Annotated in this window: 22 protein-coding genes, 1 pseudogene and 2 riboswitches; of the genes and pseudogenes, 12 read left to right on the top strand and 11 right to left on the bottom strand. The window is 70.6% G+C overall.

Annotated elements, in window-relative coordinates:
• Positions 1-73: 73 nt before the first annotated feature.
• Positions 74-286 carry an EF-hand domain-containing protein gene (locus tag FDO69_RS21900; RefSeq protein WP_010041731.1) on the top strand — a complete coding sequence of 71 codons (213 nt, stop codon included), beginning with the start codon at positions 74-76 and terminating at the stop codon, positions 284-286.
• 295 nt (positions 287-581) lie between these two features.
• Positions 582-1,244: an NADPH-dependent F420 reductase gene (locus tag FDO69_RS21895; RefSeq protein ID WP_104781548.1), complete on the top strand. Its 663-nt coding sequence runs from the start codon at positions 582-584 to the stop codon at positions 1,242-1,244.
• Between the two features lie 57 nt (positions 1,245-1,301).
• On the opposite strand, the gene FDO69_RS21890 is transcribed toward FDO69_RS21895, so the two are convergent.
• The 5 genes from FDO69_RS21890 to FDO69_RS21870 form a co-directional block, all read right to left on the bottom strand.
• Positions 1,302-1,859: a glycoside hydrolase family 25 protein gene (locus tag FDO69_RS21890; protein ID WP_104781547.1), complete on the bottom strand. Its 558-nt coding sequence runs from the start codon at positions 1,857-1,859 to the stop codon at positions 1,302-1,304.
• A 176-nt stretch (positions 1,860-2,035) separates the two neighbouring features.
• Positions 2,036-3,448, bottom strand: a complete 1,413-nt coding sequence (locus FDO69_RS21885) for an MFS transporter (RefSeq protein WP_104781546.1) — start codon at positions 3,446-3,448, stop codon at positions 2,036-2,038.
• Positions 3,449-3,557: 109 nt separating this feature from the next.
• Positions 3,558-4,196 carry an HAD family hydrolase gene (locus FDO69_RS21880; RefSeq protein ID WP_104781545.1) on the bottom strand — a complete coding sequence of 213 codons (639 nt, stop codon included), beginning with the start codon at positions 4,194-4,196 and terminating at the stop codon, positions 3,558-3,560.
• Between the two features lie 37 nt (positions 4,197-4,233).
• Positions 4,234-5,223, bottom strand: a complete 990-nt coding sequence (locus FDO69_RS21875; protein WP_104781544.1) for an LLM class flavin-dependent oxidoreductase — start codon at positions 5,221-5,223, stop codon at positions 4,234-4,236.
• Positions 5,224-5,327: 104 nt separating this feature from the next.
• The gene (locus FDO69_RS21870) at positions 5,328-6,536 is read right to left on the bottom strand and encodes an MFS transporter (protein WP_234388027.1); all 1,209 of its coding nucleotides are present in this window, start codon (positions 6,534-6,536) and stop codon (positions 5,328-5,330) included.
• A 90-nt stretch (positions 6,537-6,626) separates the two neighbouring features.
• On the opposite strand from FDO69_RS21870, the gene FDO69_RS21865 reads away from it, so the two are divergent.
• The gene (locus tag FDO69_RS21865) at positions 6,627-7,388 is read left to right on the top strand and encodes a DeoR/GlpR family DNA-binding transcription regulator (RefSeq protein WP_104781590.1); all 762 of its coding nucleotides are present in this window, start codon (positions 6,627-6,629) and stop codon (positions 7,386-7,388) included.
• Between the two features lie 86 nt (positions 7,389-7,474).
• Here the strand turns inward: FDO69_RS21865 and FDO69_RS21860 are convergent, their stop codons facing one another.
• On the bottom strand, positions 7,475-7,882 hold the full coding sequence (locus FDO69_RS21860) for a thiamine pyrophosphate-dependent enzyme (protein WP_234388026.1): 408 nt from the start codon (positions 7,880-7,882) through the stop codon (positions 7,475-7,477).
• Between the two features lie 32 nt (positions 7,883-7,914).
• Positions 7,915-8,274, bottom strand: coding sequence for a hypothetical protein (locus FDO69_RS21855; RefSeq protein ID WP_104781542.1), 360 nt, complete (start codon positions 8,272-8,274; stop codon positions 7,915-7,917).
• A 117-nt stretch (positions 8,275-8,391) separates the two neighbouring features.
• Here FDO69_RS21855 and FDO69_RS21850 point away from each other — a divergent pair, with 117 nt between their 5' ends.
• The 5 genes and pseudogenes from FDO69_RS21850 (at position 8,392) to FDO69_RS21830 (ending at position 10,942) form a co-directional block, all read left to right on the top strand.
• Positions 8,392-8,688, top strand: a complete 297-nt coding sequence (locus FDO69_RS21850; protein WP_104781541.1) for a GIY-YIG nuclease family protein — start codon at positions 8,392-8,394, stop codon at positions 8,686-8,688.
• Between the two features lie 47 nt (positions 8,689-8,735).
• Positions 8,736-8,828 (top strand): annotated as a pseudogene (locus tag FDO69_RS42120) (divalent-cation tolerance protein CutA); the annotation flags it as partial.
• 174 nt (positions 8,829-9,002) lie between these two features.
• Positions 9,003-9,836 (top strand): CU044_5270 family protein, encoded by an 834-nt coding sequence (locus tag FDO69_RS21840; protein ID WP_267896248.1) that lies wholly within the window; start codon positions 9,003-9,005, stop codon positions 9,834-9,836.
• 75 nt (positions 9,837-9,911) lie between these two features.
• Positions 9,912-10,169 carry a hypothetical protein gene (locus tag FDO69_RS21835; protein ID WP_104781540.1) on the top strand — a complete coding sequence of 86 codons (258 nt, stop codon included), beginning with the start codon at positions 9,912-9,914 and terminating at the stop codon, positions 10,167-10,169.
• Entirely contained in the window at positions 10,169-10,942 is a 774-nt protein-coding gene (locus FDO69_RS21830; protein WP_138430138.1) for a hypothetical protein, read from the top strand. Before FDO69_RS21835 ends, FDO69_RS21830 begins: the two co-directional genes overlap by 1 nt.
• Positions 10,943-11,363: 421 nt before the next feature.
• Here the strand turns inward: FDO69_RS21830 and FDO69_RS21825 are convergent, their stop codons facing one another.
• From FDO69_RS21825 to gcvT, 4 genes are all read right to left on the bottom strand, one after another.
• Positions 11,364-12,731: an L-serine ammonia-lyase gene (locus FDO69_RS21825; protein ID WP_104781538.1), complete on the bottom strand. Its 1,368-nt coding sequence runs from the start codon at positions 12,729-12,731 to the stop codon at positions 11,364-11,366.
• Between the two features lie 88 nt (positions 12,732-12,819).
• Complete coding sequence (gene glyA / locus FDO69_RS21820) at positions 12,820-14,082, bottom strand: serine hydroxymethyltransferase (RefSeq protein ID WP_104781537.1); 1,263 nt, start codon at positions 14,080-14,082, stop codon at positions 12,820-12,822.
• Positions 14,083-14,091: 9 nt separating this feature from the next.
• Positions 14,092-14,469 (bottom strand): glycine cleavage system protein GcvH, encoded by a 378-nt coding sequence (gene gcvH, locus FDO69_RS21815; RefSeq protein WP_104781536.1) that lies wholly within the window; start codon positions 14,467-14,469, stop codon positions 14,092-14,094.
• Positions 14,470-14,571: 102 nt separating this feature from the next.
• Positions 14,572-15,693 carry a glycine cleavage system aminomethyltransferase GcvT gene (gene gcvT / locus FDO69_RS21810; RefSeq protein WP_104781535.1) on the bottom strand — a complete coding sequence of 374 codons (1,122 nt, stop codon included), beginning with the start codon at positions 15,691-15,693 and terminating at the stop codon, positions 14,572-14,574.
• Between the two features lie 75 nt (positions 15,694-15,768).
• Positions 15,769-15,885: riboswitch (glycine riboswitch) on the bottom strand.
• Positions 15,886-15,986: riboswitch (glycine riboswitch) on the bottom strand.
• 222 nt (positions 15,987-16,208) lie between these two features.
• On the opposite strand from gcvT, the gene FDO69_RS21805 reads away from it, so the two are divergent.
• From FDO69_RS21805 to FDO69_RS21790, 4 genes are all read left to right on the top strand, one after another.
• Positions 16,209-16,874, top strand: a complete 666-nt coding sequence (locus FDO69_RS21805; RefSeq protein ID WP_104781534.1) for an AAA family ATPase — start codon at positions 16,209-16,211, stop codon at positions 16,872-16,874.
• 336 nt (positions 16,875-17,210) lie between these two features.
• Positions 17,211-17,999, top strand: a complete 789-nt coding sequence (locus tag FDO69_RS21800; protein ID WP_104781533.1) for an enhanced serine sensitivity protein SseB — start codon at positions 17,211-17,213, stop codon at positions 17,997-17,999.
• Positions 18,000-18,137: 138 nt separating this feature from the next.
• Positions 18,138-18,938, top strand: coding sequence for an enhanced serine sensitivity protein SseB C-terminal domain-containing protein (locus tag FDO69_RS21795; RefSeq protein WP_104781532.1), 801 nt, complete (start codon positions 18,138-18,140; stop codon positions 18,936-18,938).
• A 318-nt stretch (positions 18,939-19,256) separates the two neighbouring features.
• On the top strand, positions 19,257-20,264 hold the full coding sequence (locus FDO69_RS21790) for an ABC transporter permease (RefSeq protein WP_104781531.1): 1,008 nt from the start codon (positions 19,257-19,259) through the stop codon (positions 20,262-20,264).
• The last annotated feature ends 69 nt before the right edge of the window (positions 20,265-20,333 follow it).

Raw genomic sequence — 20,333 nt, 5'->3', positions numbered from 1 at the left:
GCACGGCCGGTTAACCTGACCTCCGTCAGACCTGCGTCACTAGGACGCACAGCACGAGATGAGGGGCGGATCGGTGGCGGACATCGAGGAAGCACGCAAGCAGTTCGAGCGGATCGATACGGACGGTGACGGATTCATCACCGCTGCCGAGTTCAAGACCGCCCTGGCCCGGTCGGGTGACTGGAACGTCACCGAGTCGGTCGCCGAGGTCGTCATCAAGACCCGCGACCTCGACGGCGACAAGCGGCTGAGCTTCGACGAGTTCTGGGCCTACCTGAACAAGTAGGCGCACCGCTCGCCGGCCGCGAGTGAAGGGGCCCGGTCCACGATCACGGACCGGGCCCCTCGCCGTACCCGGGACAGGGGCCTGGCCGGACGTCCCGGCATGCCGAGCGCACGCTCCAGCGGCCCTCGTGCCGTTCCGGTGGCGGCGGACGGGGGCGCCGAGGGGGCGGCAGAGGTCCCGCGCACGGAGCTGGAGACCCCTTCCTCGGCCCGGAATAGCCCATGTGCCCCGGAGGTTGACCGGTCACGAGACTCCACCAAGGCGCTGTTCATCCCCGGAAGGGCGAGGCGAGGACATGAAGATCGGCATCATCGGCGCGGGCAACATCGGCGGCAACCTGACCCGGCGGCTCACCGCCCTCGGGCACGAGGTGTCCGTCGCCAACTCCCGCGGCCCCGAGACGCTCACGGCCCTGGCGGAGGAGACCGGCGCGACGCCCGTGACGGTCGGGGAGGCGGCCCGGGGCGCCGAGATCGTCGTCGTCACCGTTCCGCTGAAGGCCGTCCCGGACCTTCCCTCCGGTCTGCTCGACGGCGCGGCGGACGGCGTCGCGGTCATCGACACCGGCAACTACTACCCTCAGCAGCGCGACGGCAGGATCGCCGCGATCGAGGACGACGGCCTCACCGAGAGCCGCTGGACGGAACGCCACATCGGCCACCCGGTCGTCAAGGCCTTCAACGGCACCTACGCCCAGGACATCCTGGACCGCCCGCTCCCCGTCGGCGACCCCGGCCGCATGGCCCTGCCGGTGGCGGGCGACGACGAGGCGGCCAAGCGCAAGGTACGGGAGCTGATCGACGCGCTCGGCTTCGACACCGTCGACGCCGGCGGCATCGACGACTCCTGGCGCCAGCAGCCCGGCACCCCGGTCTACGGCCTGCGCGACGGCGTGGAGGCGGTCACGAGGGCCCTGGCGGAGGCGTCCCCGAAGCGCACGCCGGAGTTCAGCGGCTAGTGCCACGCCGCGCGACGTCAGCCCCGTCGTGCTGACGTCGCCCGCCGCGGCACCGGGTCAGGCGTCCTCGGCCCACTCCCGCAGCGCCGCTCTGCTGTCGAAGCGGGCCACGTTCTTGTCCAGCGGGTCGTCGGTGTACTGGTGGAAGCGCCACCTGGCCTTGATGCGGGGCTTGCCCGCCGAGACGTAGTCGGCGATCCACAGGCCGTCGCCCGCGTAGGACGTCGTGTCGACGTTCAGCCAGAAGTCGCGGTTGGCGTAGAGGATGACCCGGTTGTGCGGGCGCAGTTCCTTCAGCTTCCGCAGGAACCGGTCCTTCTCGGCGTTGCTCGCGTGCGTCCCCTCACCGGTCGTCTCCCAGTCGACGGCGAGGATGTCGCCCGCCCGGTCCGGGGCCTTGCCGACGAAGTACTCGGCCTGGGCGGTGAGGTTGCCGGGCCACAGGAAGTGATAGAAGCCGACGACCAGCCCGGCGTCCCGGGCCCGCTTGGTCTGGGCGGCGAGCTTCGGATTGACGTAGGAGCGCCCCTCCGTCGCCTTGACGAAGACGAAGGAGAGGCCGTCGGTGCTGTAGGAGGAGGACTGGTAGGCGCTCACGTCGATGCCGCGCAGCATGGGGGCTCCCTTGGTGCGGGTGGGGTGGGCTGAAGTCCCCTTGGGTCGGGGGGTTGTTGTTATGCCCCGCGACGATGGCCGTACGCCGGGCGCGAGGAGGCTCGCGACCCGGCGGTGGTGAGCGCCGGTCGGTTTGAGGGTCGGTCGGTTCGAGGGCCGGTCCGGGGGGGGCGGCTTCAGGAGGTGGGGGAGCCCGCCCGGGTCCGGGTCGCGTCGTCGGCGGAGGCGGCCTCGCGGTCGTCCAGAGAGGCGTGCTTGGTCTCCTTGCCGAGCAGGAGCGCGATCAGCGTCAGCACCGCCATCGCCGAGAGGTAGACGCCGACCAGCCACGGCGAGCCGTCTCCCGCCTCCCACAGCGCCACGGCGATGAACGGGGCGACCGCCGCTCCGAGGATCGAGCTGACGTTGTACGAGATGCCGGAGCCGGTGTAACGGACGCTGGTCGGGAACAGTTCGGGCAGGAGCGCGCCCATCGGTCCGAACGTCATGCCCATCAGGGTGAAGCCGAGGACGAGCCACAGCACCACGCCGAGGGTGCCGAGATCGATCAGCGGCACCCAGACCAGTCCGAAGACCACGATCGCGGCGGTGATCCAGATCAGGGTGGTGCGCCGCCCGTACCGGTCCGCGAGCGGACCCGAGGCCAGGGTGAACGCGGCGAAGAACAGCCCGCCGAAGATCATCATGAGGACGAACGTGGTGTAGTCGTAGCCGAGTCCGGGCACGGCGGCGTCCTTGGCGGTGCGTCCGTAGCTCAGCGAGAACGTGGTCATCAGGTAGAAGAGCACGTAGGTCGCCAGCATGATGAAGGTGCCCAGTACCAACTGCTTCCCGTGGCTGCGCACCACGGTGACGAGCGGCAGCCGCTGCACCCCGCCGGACTCGCGGGTCCTGGCGAAGACCGCCGACTCGACGAGCCGGGAGCGCACCCACAGGCCGATCGCGACCATCACCGCGGAGAACAGGAACGGGACGCGCCAGCCCCAGCTGACGAAGGCGTCCGAGGGCTGCGAGGGGTCGGCGCCGGCCGCGGACGGCAGCAGCGCGCCCATGATCAGGAACAGGCCGTTGCCGATGATGAAGCCGAGCGGGGCGCCCAGTTGCGGGAAGGTGCCGTACAGGGCGCGCTTGCCGCTGGGGGCGTTCTCGGTCGCGACCAGGGCGGCGCCGCTCCACTCGCCGCCGAGTGCGAAGCCCTGCGCGAGCCGCATGAGTACGAGCAGCGCGGTGGCCAGCCAGCCGGCCTGCGCGTAGGTGGGCAGCACCCCGATGAGGAACGTGGCGATGCCCATGGTCAGCAGCGAGACGACGAGTGTCTTCTTGCGGCCGAGCCGGTCACCGAGGTGCCCGAAGACGACGGCACCGATCGGACGGGCCACCATCGCGGCGCCGAAGACCGCGAAGGACGACAGCAGCGCGGTGGTCGGGTCGCTGCTCGGGAAGAAGAGCTGGGGGAAGACGAGCACCGCGGCGGTCGCGTAGATGTAGAAGTCGTAGAACTCGATCGTCGTGCCCATGAGGCTGGCGACGAGCACGCGGGACCGCGGGTTGGCGGGCGTGGGGGCTGAACCGGTGGCTGGTGCGGGCATCGCTCGGTCTTTCACGTTTGAAACATGGGTAATGCAACGATGTCAGCTGTCTTGTTTTTCGGTATGGGCGTCTCGCATGGTGAGATACCCGGTGGTCGTCCTCCGGTACTCAGCCGATGCGCCGGCCCGTGAACCCGGGCAGCCACGCGTCGATGACGGCCGCCAGTTCGTCCTGGCCGGTGAAGACGCGCCCGTCCATGCCGACGGCCTGTGCCGCGCGGACGTTCTCCTCGCGGTCGTCGACGAAGAGGAAGTCGGCGGGTGCGGCCCGCAGGGCGATGACGCAGTGCTGGAAGGCGGCCGGGTCGGGCTTGGCCACACCGATCCTTCCGGAGAAGGTGAGGTGGTCGAGGTCGTGCAGCCAGGGCTGGGCGGCGAGGAAGGCGTCCGCGTGGTCCGCGGGGATGTTGGACAGCAGGGCGACCCGGGCCCGCTCCCGCAGGTCCCGTACGTAGGTGACCATGCGCTCGTCGACCCGGGACCAGCTGTCGATGTCGGTGAGCCGCAGCTCTTCGATCGTGTCGGCGTCCGCGGGGCGGGACAGCGCGTGCAGGACGTCGGTCCAGTACGCGGACGCGGTCTGCCGGCCGGCGTCGTAGGGCGGGCGGTGGGTCCAGTAGGCCGTGGTGAAGTCCTCGGTGGAGGTGTGGCAGCGGGCGGCCATCTTCTCCAGAACGCCCGGGCGTTGGTGGCGGGCTATGACCCCGAAGAGGTCGAAGAGCACGATGCGGCGGCGGTCGGTGGACATGGGGATCCGTTCCCTTGGGGTGTCGGGGGCGTTCGGGTCAGTGCCGGTGGGGCAGGGCGCGGGCGAGCGAGTCCAGTGCGGCCAGGCGGTCGGGGCCCGCCGGGGCGAGGACGACGCTGGTCGCGCCGGCGGCGTGGCGGGCGTCGATCGCCGCGCGGGCCTGGGCGGGGGTGCCGGCGATGCTCAGCGCACGGACCCAGTCCGCGGGCATCGTCCGGGCGAAGTGCCGGGCGTCGGGGCTGGCGGCGCGGTGTGCGCGCAGTTCCTCGGCGAAGGGCAGGGGGTCGATGTGCGCGGCCCACTGCGGCTCACCGACCGGCTCCAGGGCGGCGCGGACGCGGGTCAGGGCGGCTTCCTCGTCGTCGTCCACGGCGGCGGCGTCGTAGACGACGATCTGCGGAGAGTGCGTGGCGGCGGGGCCCAGGTTGCGCAGGGAGGCGGTGATGTAGCCGGGTGCGGCGGGTTCGGCCAGGAGGAGTCCGTCGGCGACCTCGCCCGCGACCGCCTGCGACTTGGGGCCGCGGACACCCAGGATCACCGGGGGGACGAGGTCCGGGATCTCGGTGAGGACCACGCCTTCGCAGCGTACGTACCGGCCGTTCCCGGGGCCGGGCTCACCGGCGATGAGCAGGCGCAGCGCCCTCGTGTACTCCTTGATCAGCGTCAGGGGGCTCTCGGGCCAGGACCCGACCTGGCGCATCCAGCCGGGCATGCCGTGGCCGATCCCCGCGATGAGCCGGCCGGGGTGGAGCTGGGCGAGGGTGGCCAGTTCCATCGCGGCGAAGGCCACGTTGCGGGCGCCGGCGGGCATGATGCCGATCCCGACGGTGAGGTTCGTGGTGGCGGCCAGGACGGTGGCGGCCTGGGCGACACCGCCGCGCCAGCCGAGGTCCTCCACCACCCAGACCTGGTCGAACCCCAGCTCCTCGGCGCGCCGGGCATAGGGCAGCACCTCGCCGACGGGGAGATCGAGCGGCAGCATGACACCGACAGGGCCGCGGGCGGGGTGTGCGGGGGACTCGGGCATCGGGGGCTCCTTCGGTCGGCTGAGGGCGTTCTCCCTGGCCTCGGGTGACCGGGGAAAGGAGAGCTTGTGCGGCACGGCTGTCAGGGACCGTGCCGCACAAGCGGTCAGGGGGTGTTGGCCGCCATCTCGCGTTCGCGGGTGCGGTCGGGTCCGGTGCGCAGGACGCCGGCGCCCACGGCGGTGGTCACGCACAGCAGGGCCAACAGGACGAAGGTGTGGTTGAGGGCGACGACGTGCGTGAGCCAGCCGATCACGGCGGGGCCGGCGAGCATGCCGACGTAGCCGAGTCCGGCGACACGGGAGACGTTGGCCCCGGCGGCGGCGGGATCGGCGTGCCCGGCCGCGCTGAACAGCTGCGGGACGGTGCCGGACAGGCCCAGTCCGAACAGCGCCCAGCCGGTGAACACGGCCCACAGCCACGGGCCGAGGACCACGAGGGTGATGCCGACGGCGGCCATGACCGCGCCGTGGCGCAGGATCGCCGGCGAGCCGAACCGGGCGGCGAGGCGGTCGGCGAGGAGCCGGCCGACGGTCATGGCCGCGGCGAAGGTGCCGTACGCGAAGGCAGCCGTGCCGGCGGACGCACCGAGGACGTCCCTCATGTGCAGGGCGCTCCAGTCGTTGGCGGCGCCCTCGCACAGCATCACCATCAGCGCCAGGAGGGCCAGCAGCCAGACCCGGCCCGTGGTGCCGCCGCGCTCGGCGGCCGGTGATGTCCCGGTCTCCTCCGCGGGGCCGGGGCCTTCGACGGCGGGAGCGGCGGGCAGCAGGGCGCGTGCCGAGGCCAGGGCGGTCACGACGCCCACGGCTCCCATGGCGGCCATGCCCGCGGCCGGGTGCCAGCCGGCGCTCGCCGCGCCCGCTCCGGCGAGTGCGGCGAGGACACCGCCGACGGAGAACGTGGCGTGGAAGCCGGACATGACGGGGCGGCCGTAGGCCTTCTCCACGTGCACGGCGTGGGCGTTCATGCTCACGTCCAGGCAGCCGTTGCAGAGCCCGAAGACCAGCAGCGCGCCGGCCAGCGTCCACGGATCGTGGGCGAGTCCGGGCAGGAACAGGGTCGCGCCGCAGAGCACGCCGCCGGCGGGAACCACGACGCGGGTGCCGAGCCGGTCGGTCAGGGGACCCGCCACCTGCATGCCCAGGAAGGCTCCGAGCCCGAGCACTACCAGCAGGCCGCCGAGCGCGGCGTGGCTGATGCCCACGCGCTCCTCGATCGCGGGGATGTTGACCACCCAGGTGCCCAGCAAGGTGCCGTACAGGACGAAGTAGACATAGGTCGCCACGCGGGCGGCTCGCAGGGAACGTTCCATACCGCCCAGCGTAACGAACATTCATGGTGTTCGAAGAGTGGCGTAACGAACAGATTTGTTGTTCATTTCACAGTGGTGTTCAATCGCGGTATGAGCAACGCAGACCGGCACGGGCTGATCGCGAAGGTCGTCAGGGACGCCGGAGGCGCGACGGTCCAGGAACTCGCGGAGCTGACCGGCGCCTCGGAGATGACCATCAGGCGCGACCTCGACACCCTCGCCGCCCAGGGCGTCCTCGAACGCGTCCGCGGAGGGGCACGCACCCTGCTGCTCCGGGGCGAGGAACCCCCCTTCGCGCTGCGCGCCCACGAGGCGATCGACGCCAAACGCCGGATCGCCGCCGAGATCTCCGCACGCATCGCCGACGGCGAGAGCGTCCTGCTGGACAGCGGCACCACCTGCCTGGAGGTCGCCCGCCTCCTGCGCGAGCGGCCCGTCACCGTGATGCCCCTGTCCCTGCAGGCCATCCACCTGGTCGGCGAGACACCCGGCCCGGCCACACTGGTCGTGCCCGGCGGGCAGCCGCGCGCCGGTGAAGGAGCCCTCACCGGCCCCCTCACCCTCGCCTCCCTGGCCGCCCTGCGCTTCGACACCGCCGTCATCGGCTGCTGCGGGCTGACCGCCGCCGACGGCCTGACCGCCTACGACCTCGACGACGCCGCGGTGAAGAAGGCGGGCATCGCCTCCGCCCGCCGCGTCATCGGCGCCGCCGACGGCAGCAAACTCGGTCACACCGCCTACGCCCACGTCGGTGCCGCCGCCCTGCTGCACATCCTCGTCACGGACACCACCGCAGCCGCCGAGGAAGTCACCGCACTCGAGGACGGCGGCACCGTCGTCCGGACCGTCTGACAGACCGTCTGCTCCCGCAAGCCCTACCGCCCGTGCGGCCTGTCTCGGCTGCACGGGCGGTAGGCGTCACAGGGCGCGGGGCCGGCTCAGAGGTGCTGCTCGGTGGCCCGGGTGCGGTGGTACTCGTCCTGCCGCTCGTCGGTGATGTACGCCGGGATCGGGAAGTCCCACCAGCCGGGCACCCAGGGGCCCGCGGCGTCGCGGTCCGTGGGTACCTCGATCAGGGCGGGTGCTCCCGACTGGACGGCCTTGCGCAGGGTCGGCTCCAGGGAAGCGGCGTCGTCGACCTTCCACGACTCGACCCCGAAGGACCGGCCCATGGCCGCGAAGTCGGGGCTGTACGGCGAGCCGTCGGGGTGCGAGAACTCCGTGCCGATGTGCCGCGAGGTCTGCTTGCGCTGGCCGCCGCGGATCGACATGTAGCCCGCGTTGTTCTGGACCACGAAGATCACCGGTGCGCCGGCGATGACGCTCGGCCGGGGCGCTGATCCCACAGGTCTGGAACGGATCCGCGTGCCCGGCGTCTTCACAACATGGCGGCCCAAACACTGCGGGCCGTCTCCGCCGAAGGAGACTCATCATCCGCGTCTACCGCCGTCACCCCTACGCCGTCCTGGTCGACGCCGTCACCCTTCTCAACCAGGAGCTGAGCCCTACCGCCCGCCTTACGTACGCCGTCCTCGCCGCAGACCAACAGGTCGACGAGGACAGCGACACCTTCGATCTGGACCACATTGCCCACGTTGTGGGCCTGGCCGATTCGAACGCCCTGCCACCAGTCCTTGCTGAACTCACCGCGGTCGGTGCAATCGACAAGCGTGAGCACCACGGCCTGGGTCTCGTCCTCTCGGTGAACCTCGAGGCGATACCTCCAGTCAACCAGCAACCATGCGTGCCCTGCGGCGACTGCGGCCAGTGCTCGTGCGGTGGCCAGAGAGGGGTTTGTCAGGCCTGCTCAGAGGTCCGGGCGTCACGTGTCCCCGAGGCGGAGAGCACCAACGAGATGGACTCCCGGTGGGTCTATGCCGTGTCCACAGAAGCCGACCCGAAGTCCATAAAGATCGGTGTTGCCGCGAACATCCAGAAGCGCCTTAAGCAGCTCCAGATTGGGTCAGCGTCTCCCATAGTGCTGCGCTGGCAGTCGCCGGGCGGATTCCCGTTGGAGAGCCACCTCCACGAGAAGTTCACCCGGCTGCGGATCGCGGGGGAGTGGTTCAACTTCCAGCGCACCGCAGACCCAGTGAAGGCCATCGACAAGGCGGCGCAGACCTTCCTCCAGCAGTGCAACGCCACCTACTGAGGTTGAGCTCGTGGTGTCGTGGCCGGTAACCACATAACCAAGAGATCGTGATCGGGCAGACGACCAGTGACGACGAGGAGCAGGCGAAGGCCCTCGCCAGAGGCGCTGTTGAGAGCAAGCTGACAGCGGGTCTCCAGCTCGGGTACCGCGACCCTATCCACGTGTCCGACGCAGGCCGGCGGGTGGTAGCCGGCGGGAGACCGGGCACCTGGGGTGGAGCGGGGCTCCTTCCCGGTGACACGGTGAGACAGTAGACCGGGATTCCGGCCGCACCACACGACCCCCGTCCCGGGCCTGCAGCAGGGGGTTACCTCGTGAGGTGCGAGTGGGGGCTGGCACTGGGCGCGGCAGTGGCCGCTGGAGCGACCGTCGTCGTTCTCACTGTCGACTTCGCCTCCCCTGGCGCTCGGCCCAACGTGCCACCGGCTTCGGCGGCGTCGGTCGAACTGCTGGAGAGAGCGGCTCTGGCCGCAGCTACGACGCCTCAGACTAAGGTGCGCGCCGGGCAGTACTCGTACGTGAAGACGGTCGGCCACACGTCGGTGCTGTCCGAGACCAAGTCTGGCGAGATGGAACTCCTGCGCGAAAACGAGGCCATGGAGCAGTGGACCTCGGTGGACGGCAGTGGACAGACTCTGCAGCGCAAGGAAGGCAACGACAAGCTGCTGCCGGGCACTCCGGGCCGAGGCAATCTGAACTCACCGACCTACGACTTCCTGGCTGCCCTGCCGGCCGACCCCGGCGCTCTGCTGGAGCGGATCCGCGACGACGCTGAGAAGAATCACGGAGCCGGTTCCGACTCCACGACGGGACCGGACCAGGAAGCCTTCGTCACGATCGGCGACTTGCTGCGTGACGGGATGAGTCCCCCCGAGACCACTGCGGCCCTCTATCGCGCCGCTGCCCTCATTCCCGGAGTCGACGTCGTCCCCGATGCCGTCGACGCGGCAGGCCGAAAGGGGGTCGCCGTCGCCCGAACACACGACGGCGAACGCACGGAGTGGATCTTCGACAAGACTACGGCCCGACTGCTGGGGGAGCGCACAGTCCTCGTGGAGGACAACGCCTGGGGCAAGGTCGGCACCGTCGTCACCTCCGTCGCCGTCATCAGCAGCGGCATCGTCGACAAGGCCGGACAAAGCCTCTAGCGGACCGAAGGGTTCCGCGACACAACGCAGTACATCGATGACAGTGAGCATGCAAGGTCGAACATTCGGACGGTTGTGATCGGGAATTCGACATTCTCGATCACAACCGCACTCCAACTCCAGAGCCTGTGGATCAACCGTGCCGTCGCCGGCCCGAACGGTGACGGCGACTTCCACGACGGCGACCCGGCCGACAAGGCCCCCTGCCTGCTCTGGCCTGGGGAGAACGTCTGTGCCAGTCTCGAGTCTTTCCATCCGAAGAATGCCGGCACCGCGGGCTACGCCCGGGTCATGGAACAGGCACTGGCCGATATCGGATACAAAGGCAGCTAGTGGGACCTGACAGAACCGGCGGTGCGGTGGTCACGAGGCGGGCGAACGGCCTCGTGACCACCGGCTGCCTGACCATCCTGATGGCCTTGATCGTCGTTCTCGGCATCGTCGTCTCCTGGCTGTGGTACCGGGCCTGGCACGACGGGAACGTCAACAGGGAGCGCGAGGAGAAGGCCTTCGCCTCCATCGGGAAGCAGGCCCGCGCCACGGCTCACGACACGGCCCGCGCACTCGGCACGAGCGGCACCACCGACGCCGACGCCCTCACCGAGGTGGTATGGCGGCACACAGAGGCTCCCGTGATCGCCTACGACGCGTCCCGTCGCGAGTTCACCGCCACGGACGCAAGAACTGCCCAGTACGACAAAAGGCTCTTGCTCCCCGGTGGCGGGCCCGTCGAGGTGACCCGGTGCTTCGTCTTCACCTACACCTACCGCCCCGGCCAGGCCTGGACGTCGAGGATCTCCGAGCGGGACGACGACGTGTGCCGTCCGGGCACTGAGATCGGCTACATGGTCCGTCTGGCGCTGCAGCGCATCTCGAACATGTACGCCGAGGACTTGACACGCGCCGGGGTACATAAGGCCCTCGACCCCACCGGCCGGCGTTCCTTCGACGTCAAGAGCGTGGTGCGTGAGGGGGATACGACGACCGTCTCCGCCGTCGTATCGAGCTCGGGGCCAGCGGTCGACCAGTGCTACCGCTTCACCCGGCCCGCCCCCGGCGGCGACGGCCGGGGTCCCGCCACCGCGGTTCCCACGTCCTCGTGCTGACCCTGCGGCCCTGACACCTGAACAACGAGACCGGACTGCACCCCGGGCAGGAACCTGAGCACGGTCCCATCGCCGCACAGGCGAGGCCCCCGGAGGCGCCGCGGGGGACCCCTCCATCTGGGACAGCCGCCCCAACCGCCCCGCCCTGGGTCCGTACGCGTCCCCGGACGCCAGAGCGGTCGACCGTGAGTCGTGGTCGCGCACGCCCCTAGGCCAAGCAGGCTCCCGCTGAGGGTGATGAGTTGGGTGTGGAGTGACGCGGCCTGGCGCGACGCCTCCAAGCTGGTTGATACCTGCCCATGCTCAGCTCTGATCAGTTGACCTGCTGATCGCGCAGCGCAGTCCGACGCGAACGCTGACGGGCTCGCAAGTGCCTAGGTCTAAAACTGACGGACGTTATTGACAGGTGGGTCTCCCGTCCCTAGCACTCGATGATGTTCACCGCCAGCCCGCCCCGGGCCGTCTCCTTGTACTTGACCGACATGTCGGCGCCGGTGTCCTTCATGGTCTTGATGACCTTGTCCAGGGACACCTTGTGGGAGCCGTCGCCGCGCATGGCCATGCGGGCGGCAGTGACGGCCTTGACCGCCGCCATGCCGTTGCGTTCGATGCAGGGGATCTGCACCAGGCCGCCGACCGGGTCGCAGGTGAGGCCGAGGTTGTGCTCCATACCGATCTCGGCGGCGTTCTCGACCTGCTCGGGCGAGCCGCCGAGGACCTCGGCGAGGGCGCCCGCGGCCATCGAGCAGGCGGAGCCGACCTCGCCCTGGCAGCCGACCTCGGCGCCGGAGATCGAGGCGTTCTCCTTGAAGAGCATGCCGATCGCGCCGGCGGCGAGCAGGAAGCGGACCACCCCTTCCTCGTCGGCCCCGGGCACGAAGTTGACGTAGTAGTGCAGGACGGCCGGGATGATGCCGGCGGCGCCGTTGGTGGGCGCGGTCACGACCCGGCCGCCGGCGGCGTTCTCCTCGTTGACGGCCATGGCGTAGAGGGTGATCCACTCCATCGCCAGGGCCAGCGGCTCGCCCTCGGAGCGCAGCTTGCGCGCGGTGTTCGCGGCCCGGCGGCGCACCTTGAGACCGCCCGGCAGGATGCCCTCCTGGGACAGTCCGCGCGCCACGCAGTCCCGCATCACCTGCCAGATCTCCAGCAGACCCTCGCGGATCTCCTCCTCGGAGCGCCAGGCCCGCTCGTTCTCCAGCATCAGCGCGGAGATGGACAGGCCGGTCTCCTCGGTCAGGCGCAGCAGCTCGTCACCTGTGCGGAAGGGGTACTTCAGCACGGTGTCGTCGAGTTTGATGCGGTCCGCTCCGACCGCGTCCTCGTCGACGACGAAGCCGCCGCCGACCGAGTAGTACGTCTTCGTCAGCAGCTCCGTGCCCGAGGCGTCGTACGCCCACAGGGTCATGCCGTTCGCGTGGTAGGGCAATGTCTTGCGGCGGTGCAGCACCATGTCGTCGTCGTAGGAGAACGCGACCTCGTGCTCGCCGAGCAGGTTCAGCCGACCGCCGGTCCTGATCGCTTCCACCCGCTCGTCCGCGCTCGACACGTCGACCGTGCGCGGCGAGTCGCCCTCCAGGCCGAGCAGCACCGCCTTGGGAGTGCCGTGGCCGTGCCCGGTCGCGCCGAGCGAGCCGTACAGCTCCGCGTGGACCTTCGCGGTCGGGGCCAGCAGCTCCTCGTTGCGCAGCCGCCGGGCGAACATCCGGGCCGCCCGCATCGGGCCGACGGTGTGGGAGCTGGACGGGCCGATGCCGATCGAGAACAGGTCGAAGACCGAGATGGCCACGGGGGGAACTCCTGACTACGGGGGTGGTGCCAAGGGGCTGGGTGCCGTGCCCGCTTGTGGCGGGCACGGCATCCGAAAGGTTTCTTCTTTACTTGTCCAGACCCGGGTACAGCGGGTGCTTGTCGGCCAGGGCCTTCACCCGGGCCTTGAGGGCCTGCGTGTCGTACGACGGCTTGAGCGCCTCGGCGATGACGTCCGCGACCTCCGCGAAGTCCTCGGCCCCGAACCCGCGGGTGGCCAGGGCCGGTGTGCCGATCCGCAGACCGGACGTCACCATCGGCGGACGCGGGTCGTTCGGGATGGCGTTCCGGTTGACGGTGATGCCCACCTCGTGGAGGCGGTCCTCGGCCTGCCGGCCGTCCAGCTCCGAGTGGCGCAGGTCGACCAGGACGAGGTGCACGTCCGTGCCGCCGGACAGGACGTCCACGCCCACGGCCCGGACGTCGTCCTTCACCAGACGCTCGGCCAGGATGCGGGCACCCTCCAGCGTACGGCGCTGACGCTCCTTGAAGTCCTCCGAGGCGGCGACCTTGAAGGAGACCGCCTTGGCGGCGATCACATGCTCCAGCGGGCCGCCCTGCTGACCGGGGAAGACGGCGGAGTTGATCTTCTTGGCCAGTTCGGCCGTGGAGAGGATCACACCGCCGCGCGGGCCGCCGAGGGTCTTGTGGGTCGTGGTGGTGACCACGTGCGCGTGCGGCACCGGGTTGGGGTGCAGCCCGGCCGCGACCAGCCCGGCGAAGTGGGCCATGTCGACCATCAGGTACGCGCCGACCTCGTCCGCGATCCGGCGGAACTCCGCGAAGTCCAACTGCCGCGGGTACGCCGACCAGCCGGCGACGATCAGCTTCGGCCTGGCCTCCTTGGCCAGCCGCTCCACCTCGGTCATGTCGACCCGGCCGTCCTCGCCCACGTGGTAGGCGACGACGTCGTAGAGCTTGCCGGAGAAGTTGATCTTCATGCCGTGGGTCAGGTGCCCGCCGTGCGCGAGGTTCAGACCCATGATGGTGTCGCCCGGCTTGAGCAGCGCGAACATCGCGGCGGCGTTGGCCTGGGCACCCGAGTGCGGCTGAACGTTGGCGTGCTCGGCGCCGAACAGCTCCTTGACGCGGTCGATCGCGATCCGCTCGACCACGTCGACGTGCTCGCAGCCGCCGTAGTAGCGGCGGCCCGGGTAGCCCTCGGCGTACTTGTTGGTGAGGACCGAGCCCTGCGCCTCCATGACCGCGACCGGAGCGAAGTTCTCCGAGGCGATCATCTCGAGCGTGGACTGCTGGCGGTGCAGCTCGGCGTCGACCGCCGCGGCGACGGCCGGGTCGAGCTCGTGCAGGGGTGTGTTCAGGACGGACATACGACTCCCTCAGCCCGCGGAGAACGCGGTGTACTCGTCGGCGGAGAGCAGGTCGCCCGGCTCGTCCGTGACCCGCACCTTGAACAGCCAGCCGCCCTCGAAGGGGGCCGAGTTCACCAGCGCCGGGTCGTTCACGACGTCCTCGTTGACCTCGGTGATCTCACCGGAGACGGGGGAGTACAGGTCGGACACCGACTTGGTCGACTCCAGCTCGCCGCAGGTCTCGCCGGCGGACACGGTGTCACCCACCTCGGGAAGCTGGACGAACACGACATCGCCGAGCGCGTTGGCCGCGTGCTCCGTGATGCCGACCGTCGACACGCCGTCCTCGGCGGCCGACAGCCACTCGTGCTCCTTGCTGTAGCGCAGCTCGTTGGGGTTGCTCATGGCCTGGATTCTCCTGTACGCGCGGGAGTGCTGTGGAAGGGGGACTGCTGGTGAGCTGGGACGACGGGCACGGGGTCGCTGCCGCGGCCCCTCGGCCAGTGTCTACTTCTGGCGCTTGTAGAACGGCAGCGCCACGACCTCGTACGGCTCGTGACTGCCCCGGATGTCCACGCCCACGCCGGTCGTGCCGGATGCGGCGTGCGCGGCGTCGACGTACGCCATCGCGATCGGCTTGCCGAGGGTGGGGGAGGGGGCACCGGAGGTGACCTCGCCGATCACCTCGCCGCCGGCGACGACCGCGTACCCGGCGCGCGGGACCCGGCGTCCCTCGGCGACCAGGCCGACCAGCACGCGCGGCGGCTGGGACTCGGCCCGGGCGGCGGCCTCGCGCAGGGCCTCGCGCCCGACGAAGTCGCCCTCCTTCTCGAACTTCACCACCCGGCCGAGCCCGGCGTCGAAGGGCGTCAGGGAGGTGGTCAGCTCGTGCCCGTACAGCGGCATGCCGGCCTCCAGGCGCAGCGTGTCGCGGCAGGACAGCCCGCACGGGACCAGGCCCACGCCCTCGCCGGCCTTGGTCAGCGCCTGCCACAGCTCGACGGCGTGCTCCGGCTTCACGAACAGCTCGAAGCCGTCCTCGCCGGTGTAGCCGGTCCGGGCGATCAGGGCCGGGACACCCGCGACCGTGCCGGGCAGCCCGGCGTAGTACTTCAGGCCGTCGAGGTCGGCGTCAGTCAGGGACTTCAGGATCCCGGGCGACTCCGGTCCCTGTACGGCGATCAGCGCGTAGGCGTCCCGGTCGTCGCGCACCTCGGCGTCGAAGCCGGCGGCGCGCTCGGTCAGCGCGTCCAGCACCACCTGGGCGTTCGAGGCGTTGGCGACGACCATGTATTCGGTCTCGCCGAGGCGGTAGACGATCAGGTCGTCCAGGATGCCGCCGTCGGCCCGACAGATCATGGTGTAGCGGGCCCGGCCCGGCTTCACGCCGCCGATGTTGCCCACCAGGGCGAAGTCCAGCAGGGCGGCGGCCTGCGGCCCCGTGACGGTGATCTCGCCCATGTGGGAGAGGTCGAAGAGCCCGGCCTTCGTGCGCACGGCGGTGTGCTCGTCGCGCTCGGAGCCGTAGCGCAGGGGCATGTCCCAGCCGGCGAAGTCGGTCATCGTCGCGCCGAGCGAACGATGCAGGGCATCGAGCGCGGTGTGACGGAGTTCTCCTGTACTGCTCACGGTCGGTCGTCTCCCAGGGCAAATGGGGGTCCCTCCCGCGCGAGCGAAGCCGAGCGTGGGGGAGGGCGAGGTCGTTCCTCCCCATCTGTCATCGGAACCTGAGAGGTTCGCCATGACCGCACGGGTCGTGACTTGCACCTTGGGTGGGACCACCCCTGCCGTACGGAGGGGCGGCCCGCTTTTCAGATGTGCCTCGCCCGCGCGGTAACGGGGCCTGAGAGATTCAAGGGAGGGACTTGCTCCTTCGGCGCCCCGGTGACTGCTGTTGCCGGGGACTCTCCCGCGCGGATTCAAACGGCCGGTATGCAGTTGGCGCGCACATCATTGCACGCATCCTTCCGGCGCGGCAGGGGGACCTTTCACAGGGAGTGCACGAGTCCGTCTCGCCGGACGCAGCGACCTGTAGCAGCCCTGTTGCAGGACGGGCACGTAAATGAGAGGCCTGCGGTATTACCTTCTCTTTACACTCGGCGGGGATGGGACTCCGTACCTGGCCCCAGGGGAGGACGATCACGGTGAACAGGACCACCGCGTACGCGACGACGGGCATCGCGCTGCCCGAGCAGCCGGCCGCATCGGCCCGGGCGGTCCGCGCTCCGGCACCGGCGCCGGTCGTCCGCGATCTGCGCGACCGTGCCGGCCGGAGCCCGCACGCACTGCTGTTCGGCCCCCGCGACCTCGTCGTGGTCACAGGCCTGCCGGGCAGTGGCAAGTCCACGCTGATGCGGCGCACCGTGCCGGGCCGGCGCATCGACTCCCAGGACACCCGCGACCGCTGGGCCGGCCGTATGCCGCGCGCCCTGCCGTACGCGCTCTACCGCCCGCTCGTCCGCCTCTCCCACTACGCCGGGTTGCGGCGCGCCCTGCGCACCGGCGAGGGCGTCGTCGTGCACGACTGCGGCACCCAGGCCTGGGTCCGCCGCTGGCTCGCCCGCGAGGCCGGCCGCCGCGGCGGCGCCCTGCACCTCCTCCTGCTCGACGTCAGTCCCGAACAGGCCCTGGCCGGCCAGCGCGACCGCGGCCGCGGCGTCTCGCGCTACGCGTTCCTGCGCCACCGCGCGGCGAGCACCCGCCTCCTGCGCGCGGTGGAGCGCGGCGACCTCCCCGCCGGCTGCGCCTCGGCCGTCCTGGCCGACCGGGACGCGGCGAACGGCCTGGGCAGAATCGGCTTCACGGGCTGAGCCCGCGAGGTCGTCCACAAGCCGGCCGGCGCGCTGCCGCCCGGCGTGCGTCAGCCGTCAGCCGAGGAGGTCGTCCACAAGCCGGCCGGCGCGCTGCTGCCCGGCGTGCGTCAGCGGTCAGCCGAGGAGGTCGTCCACAAGCCGGCCGGCGCGCTGCCGCCCGGCGTGCGTCAGCCGTCAGCCGAGTCCACAAGCCGGCCGGCGCGCTGCCGCCCGGCGTGCGTCAGCCGTCATCCGACGAGGTCGTCCACAAGCCGGCCTTCCTCCTGCCGCGCGGCGTCCCTCAGCCGTTAGCCTTTTGAGCCACAGCAGTGGTTCCAGGCAGGCGGTAGGCAGATGGACATCCCGGCGGACTTCTCCGCGGACTTCCCGGCGCAGACGCAGACCCACCCGCACGGCGGTTGGCCCGGCAACGAGCTGGAGGAGGTGCTCTCGGCCTCCCTCGGCGCCGGACCGGCGGCCGGCGGGCGGATCGTCGAGGTGCTCGGCCGGAGCTTCGTGTGGATCCCGCTGCCCAACGGCGGCGGCCCGCACAGCGGCCCCCTCGACCTGCCCGGGATCGAGATCGACGGCCAGGCGTTCGTGCCGGTGTTCAGCTCCGAGGAGCAGTTCCGCCAGGTCGTCGGCGCCCACATGTCGTACACCATCGCGCCCGCCGTGGAGTTCGCCCGCGGCCTGCCCCCGCACGCGGGCATAGCCGTCAACCCGGGCGGGGTGGTGGGCATCCCGCTGCCGCCGCCCGCCGTGGCCGAGCTGTGCCGGGCCGGCCGGACCCCGCTGGACGGTCCCGCGAGCGGCGGCCGGGTCCGCCTCTTCGAGCCCGACTGGCAGGACGACCCGGTGGACTTCCTCGCCGCCGCGGCCGCCGAGTTCGAGGCGACCGGCGTCGTCGTCACCGCCCGCCGCTGCCTCGCCGCGATCGAGACCGCCGACCCCGTGATGTTCGTCGGCGTCGAACTCTCCCAGTGGGAGGGCGACCTGCGCGCCCTGCCCCTGGACGCCCTCACCCGTGCCGTCACCGCCGTCCCGGCCCCCTGGCCGGTCAACCTGGTGCTCCTGGACGTGACGGAGGACCCGGTGGGGGAGTGGATGAGGGGCAGGGTCCGGCCCTTCTACCAACGGTAGGCCAGGTACCTCAGGGGCGCGGGGAACTGCGCGACGAGCCACGCACGACCCGCGCCCGCGAACCGGCACCAGGTACCGAGCTCCCGGGCGGGCTTAAGCTAGGGCACCGTCGAGGCGTTGTACGAAGGGGCGGTAAAGGTGAGCGCGAGCGGCACGGCCGCGGCCGGACAGGTCGAGCACATGCTGCGCCAGGTCACGCCCGGGCGTTACGACGCCTACGAGGCACTCCTGCGCGCACTCGCGACCCCGCACACCGGCCAGATCTGGATGCTCCTGTGGCACGGCCAGGCCGGTTCCCCCGACGCCCAGTACGGGAACATGGACGTCGACGGCCACGGTTACGCCCCCTGCGTGACCTCCGCCCAGGAGCTCTCCGCCAGCGGCTGGAACCGCTCGTACGAGGTGGTCGACGGACTCGACGTCGCCCGCGCCCTCTACCCCGACCACTACGGTCTCTGGCTCAACCCGCACGCCCCCGGCGGCGGTGTCGGCATCCCGTGGCTCGACCTGCGCCGGATCGCCACGGGCCTGGACCGCCAGCCCGCCGGCCCCCTGCGCCTGTCCGAACCCGCCATCGAGATCCCGCAGTTCTACGCCCTGCTCGCGCAGAACGCCCACCGCACCCCGGCCGTCCGCTCGCTGCGCCGCGCCTGGGTGCAGCCCGCGCTCGGGGCGCCGTACCTCGCCATCGGACTGGATGTGTACGACACCTCGCCGCCGGCCGTGGGCTCGGTGCGCGCGATGATGCAGCAGTCCCTCGGCGCCGTGCCGGACGGGCTGCCCGTGTCGACCGTCGCCATGTCCGACGAGCACGACCCGGTCGCGATGTGGCTGCGCGAGAAGGCACGCCCGTTCTACGACCGTGAGGCCCACGCCACCGCCCCCGTCCAGGCCCCGGCCTCCGGCTACGGCTACCCTCCGGCCCAGGGCCGGTACTGAGCTTCGCCCACCCTCATCCCGCGGGTGTGACGGAGGCGCGTCTTCGCGCGTAGATAGCGGAGAAATCATCTAGCCTGCGTCAAATGTCCAGGTTTGCCTGCGACCGATCCCCGTCGCCCCCTGTCCGGATAACGGAATCCCGCAGACAGCATCACGTTTGCGCATCCATTCATCGTCAAGTCTGGCAGCGAAACGCTGAAGCGTTGAAGACTCCCGGCACCAGGGGAGTTTCGCCCCTGCGTACGACGGACTGATCACGCCGCTACAGCGGAATGCGCGGGCCGGCCACCGCCGGTTGAGAAGAGGGGTCCCTGCCTGATGACGGCACCATTGCACGAGCCGACCGCGGAAGCGGCTCCGAGTGCGGCCGAGGAAGCGGCAGTTGTCGGCGCCGGTGTGAAAGCCGTACAGGGCCGTTCTCTGGGCCGGATCGCCTGGGAGCGCCTGAAACGCGACAAACTCGCACTGGCGGGTGGCGTCATGGTGCTCGTGCTCATCGCGATCGCCCTCCTCGCACCGGTCATCACGAGCCTGGTGGGCCAGGACCCCGAGTCGCACCACGAGGACCTGATCGACCCGCTGTTCGGCACCCCCACGGGAGCGCTGGGCGGCATCAGTGGTGATCACCTGCTGGGTGTCGAGCCGGTGAGCGGCCGTGACATCTTCGCCCGCATCATCTACGGCGCCCGGATCTCACTCCTCGTGGGCTTCCTGTCCGCGATCGTCGCCGTCGTGATCGGCACCGTCCTGGGTGTCCTGGCGGGCTTCTTCGGCGGCTGGGTCGACGCCGTCGTCAGCCGTGTGATGGACGGCCTGCTGGCCTTCCCGCAGCTGCTGTTCATCATCGCCCTGGTCTCCGTCATGCCGAACGAGATGCTGGGGCTGACCGGCACCGGCGTGCGCCTGTTCGTGATGATCCTCGTCATCGGCTTCTTCGGCTGGCCCTACATCGGACGCGTGGTACGCGGCCAGACGCTCTCGCTGCGCGAGCGGGAGTACGTCGAGGCGGCCCGATCGCTCGGCGCCGGGCGGTTCTACATCCTCTTCAAGGAACTGCTGCCCAACCTCGTCGCGCCCATCATCGTGTACACGACGATGATGATCCCCACCAACATCCTCACCGAGGCGGCACTCAGCTTCCTGGGTGTGGGTGTCAAGCCCCCCACGGCCTCCTGGGGGCAGATGCTGTCGAGCGCGATCGACTACTACGACTCGGACCCCATGTACATGGTGGTCCCCGGCATGGCGATCTTCATCACCGTCCTTGCCTTCAATCTCTTCGGTGACGGCGTGCGTGACGCGCTCGACCCGAAGGGTTCCCGCTGAACTGCCGTACAAACAGCGACCCGTGACACCTGGCACGGGGTCTCTCATCTAATCCGGAGGATCCGAGAT

It is taken from the genome of Streptomyces tibetensis (assembly GCF_007655005.1).
Taxonomy (GTDB): Bacteria; Actinomycetota; Actinomycetes; order Streptomycetales; family Streptomycetaceae; genus Streptomyces; species Streptomyces tibetensis.
This window is presented reverse-complemented; position numbering and strand designations above follow the sequence as displayed.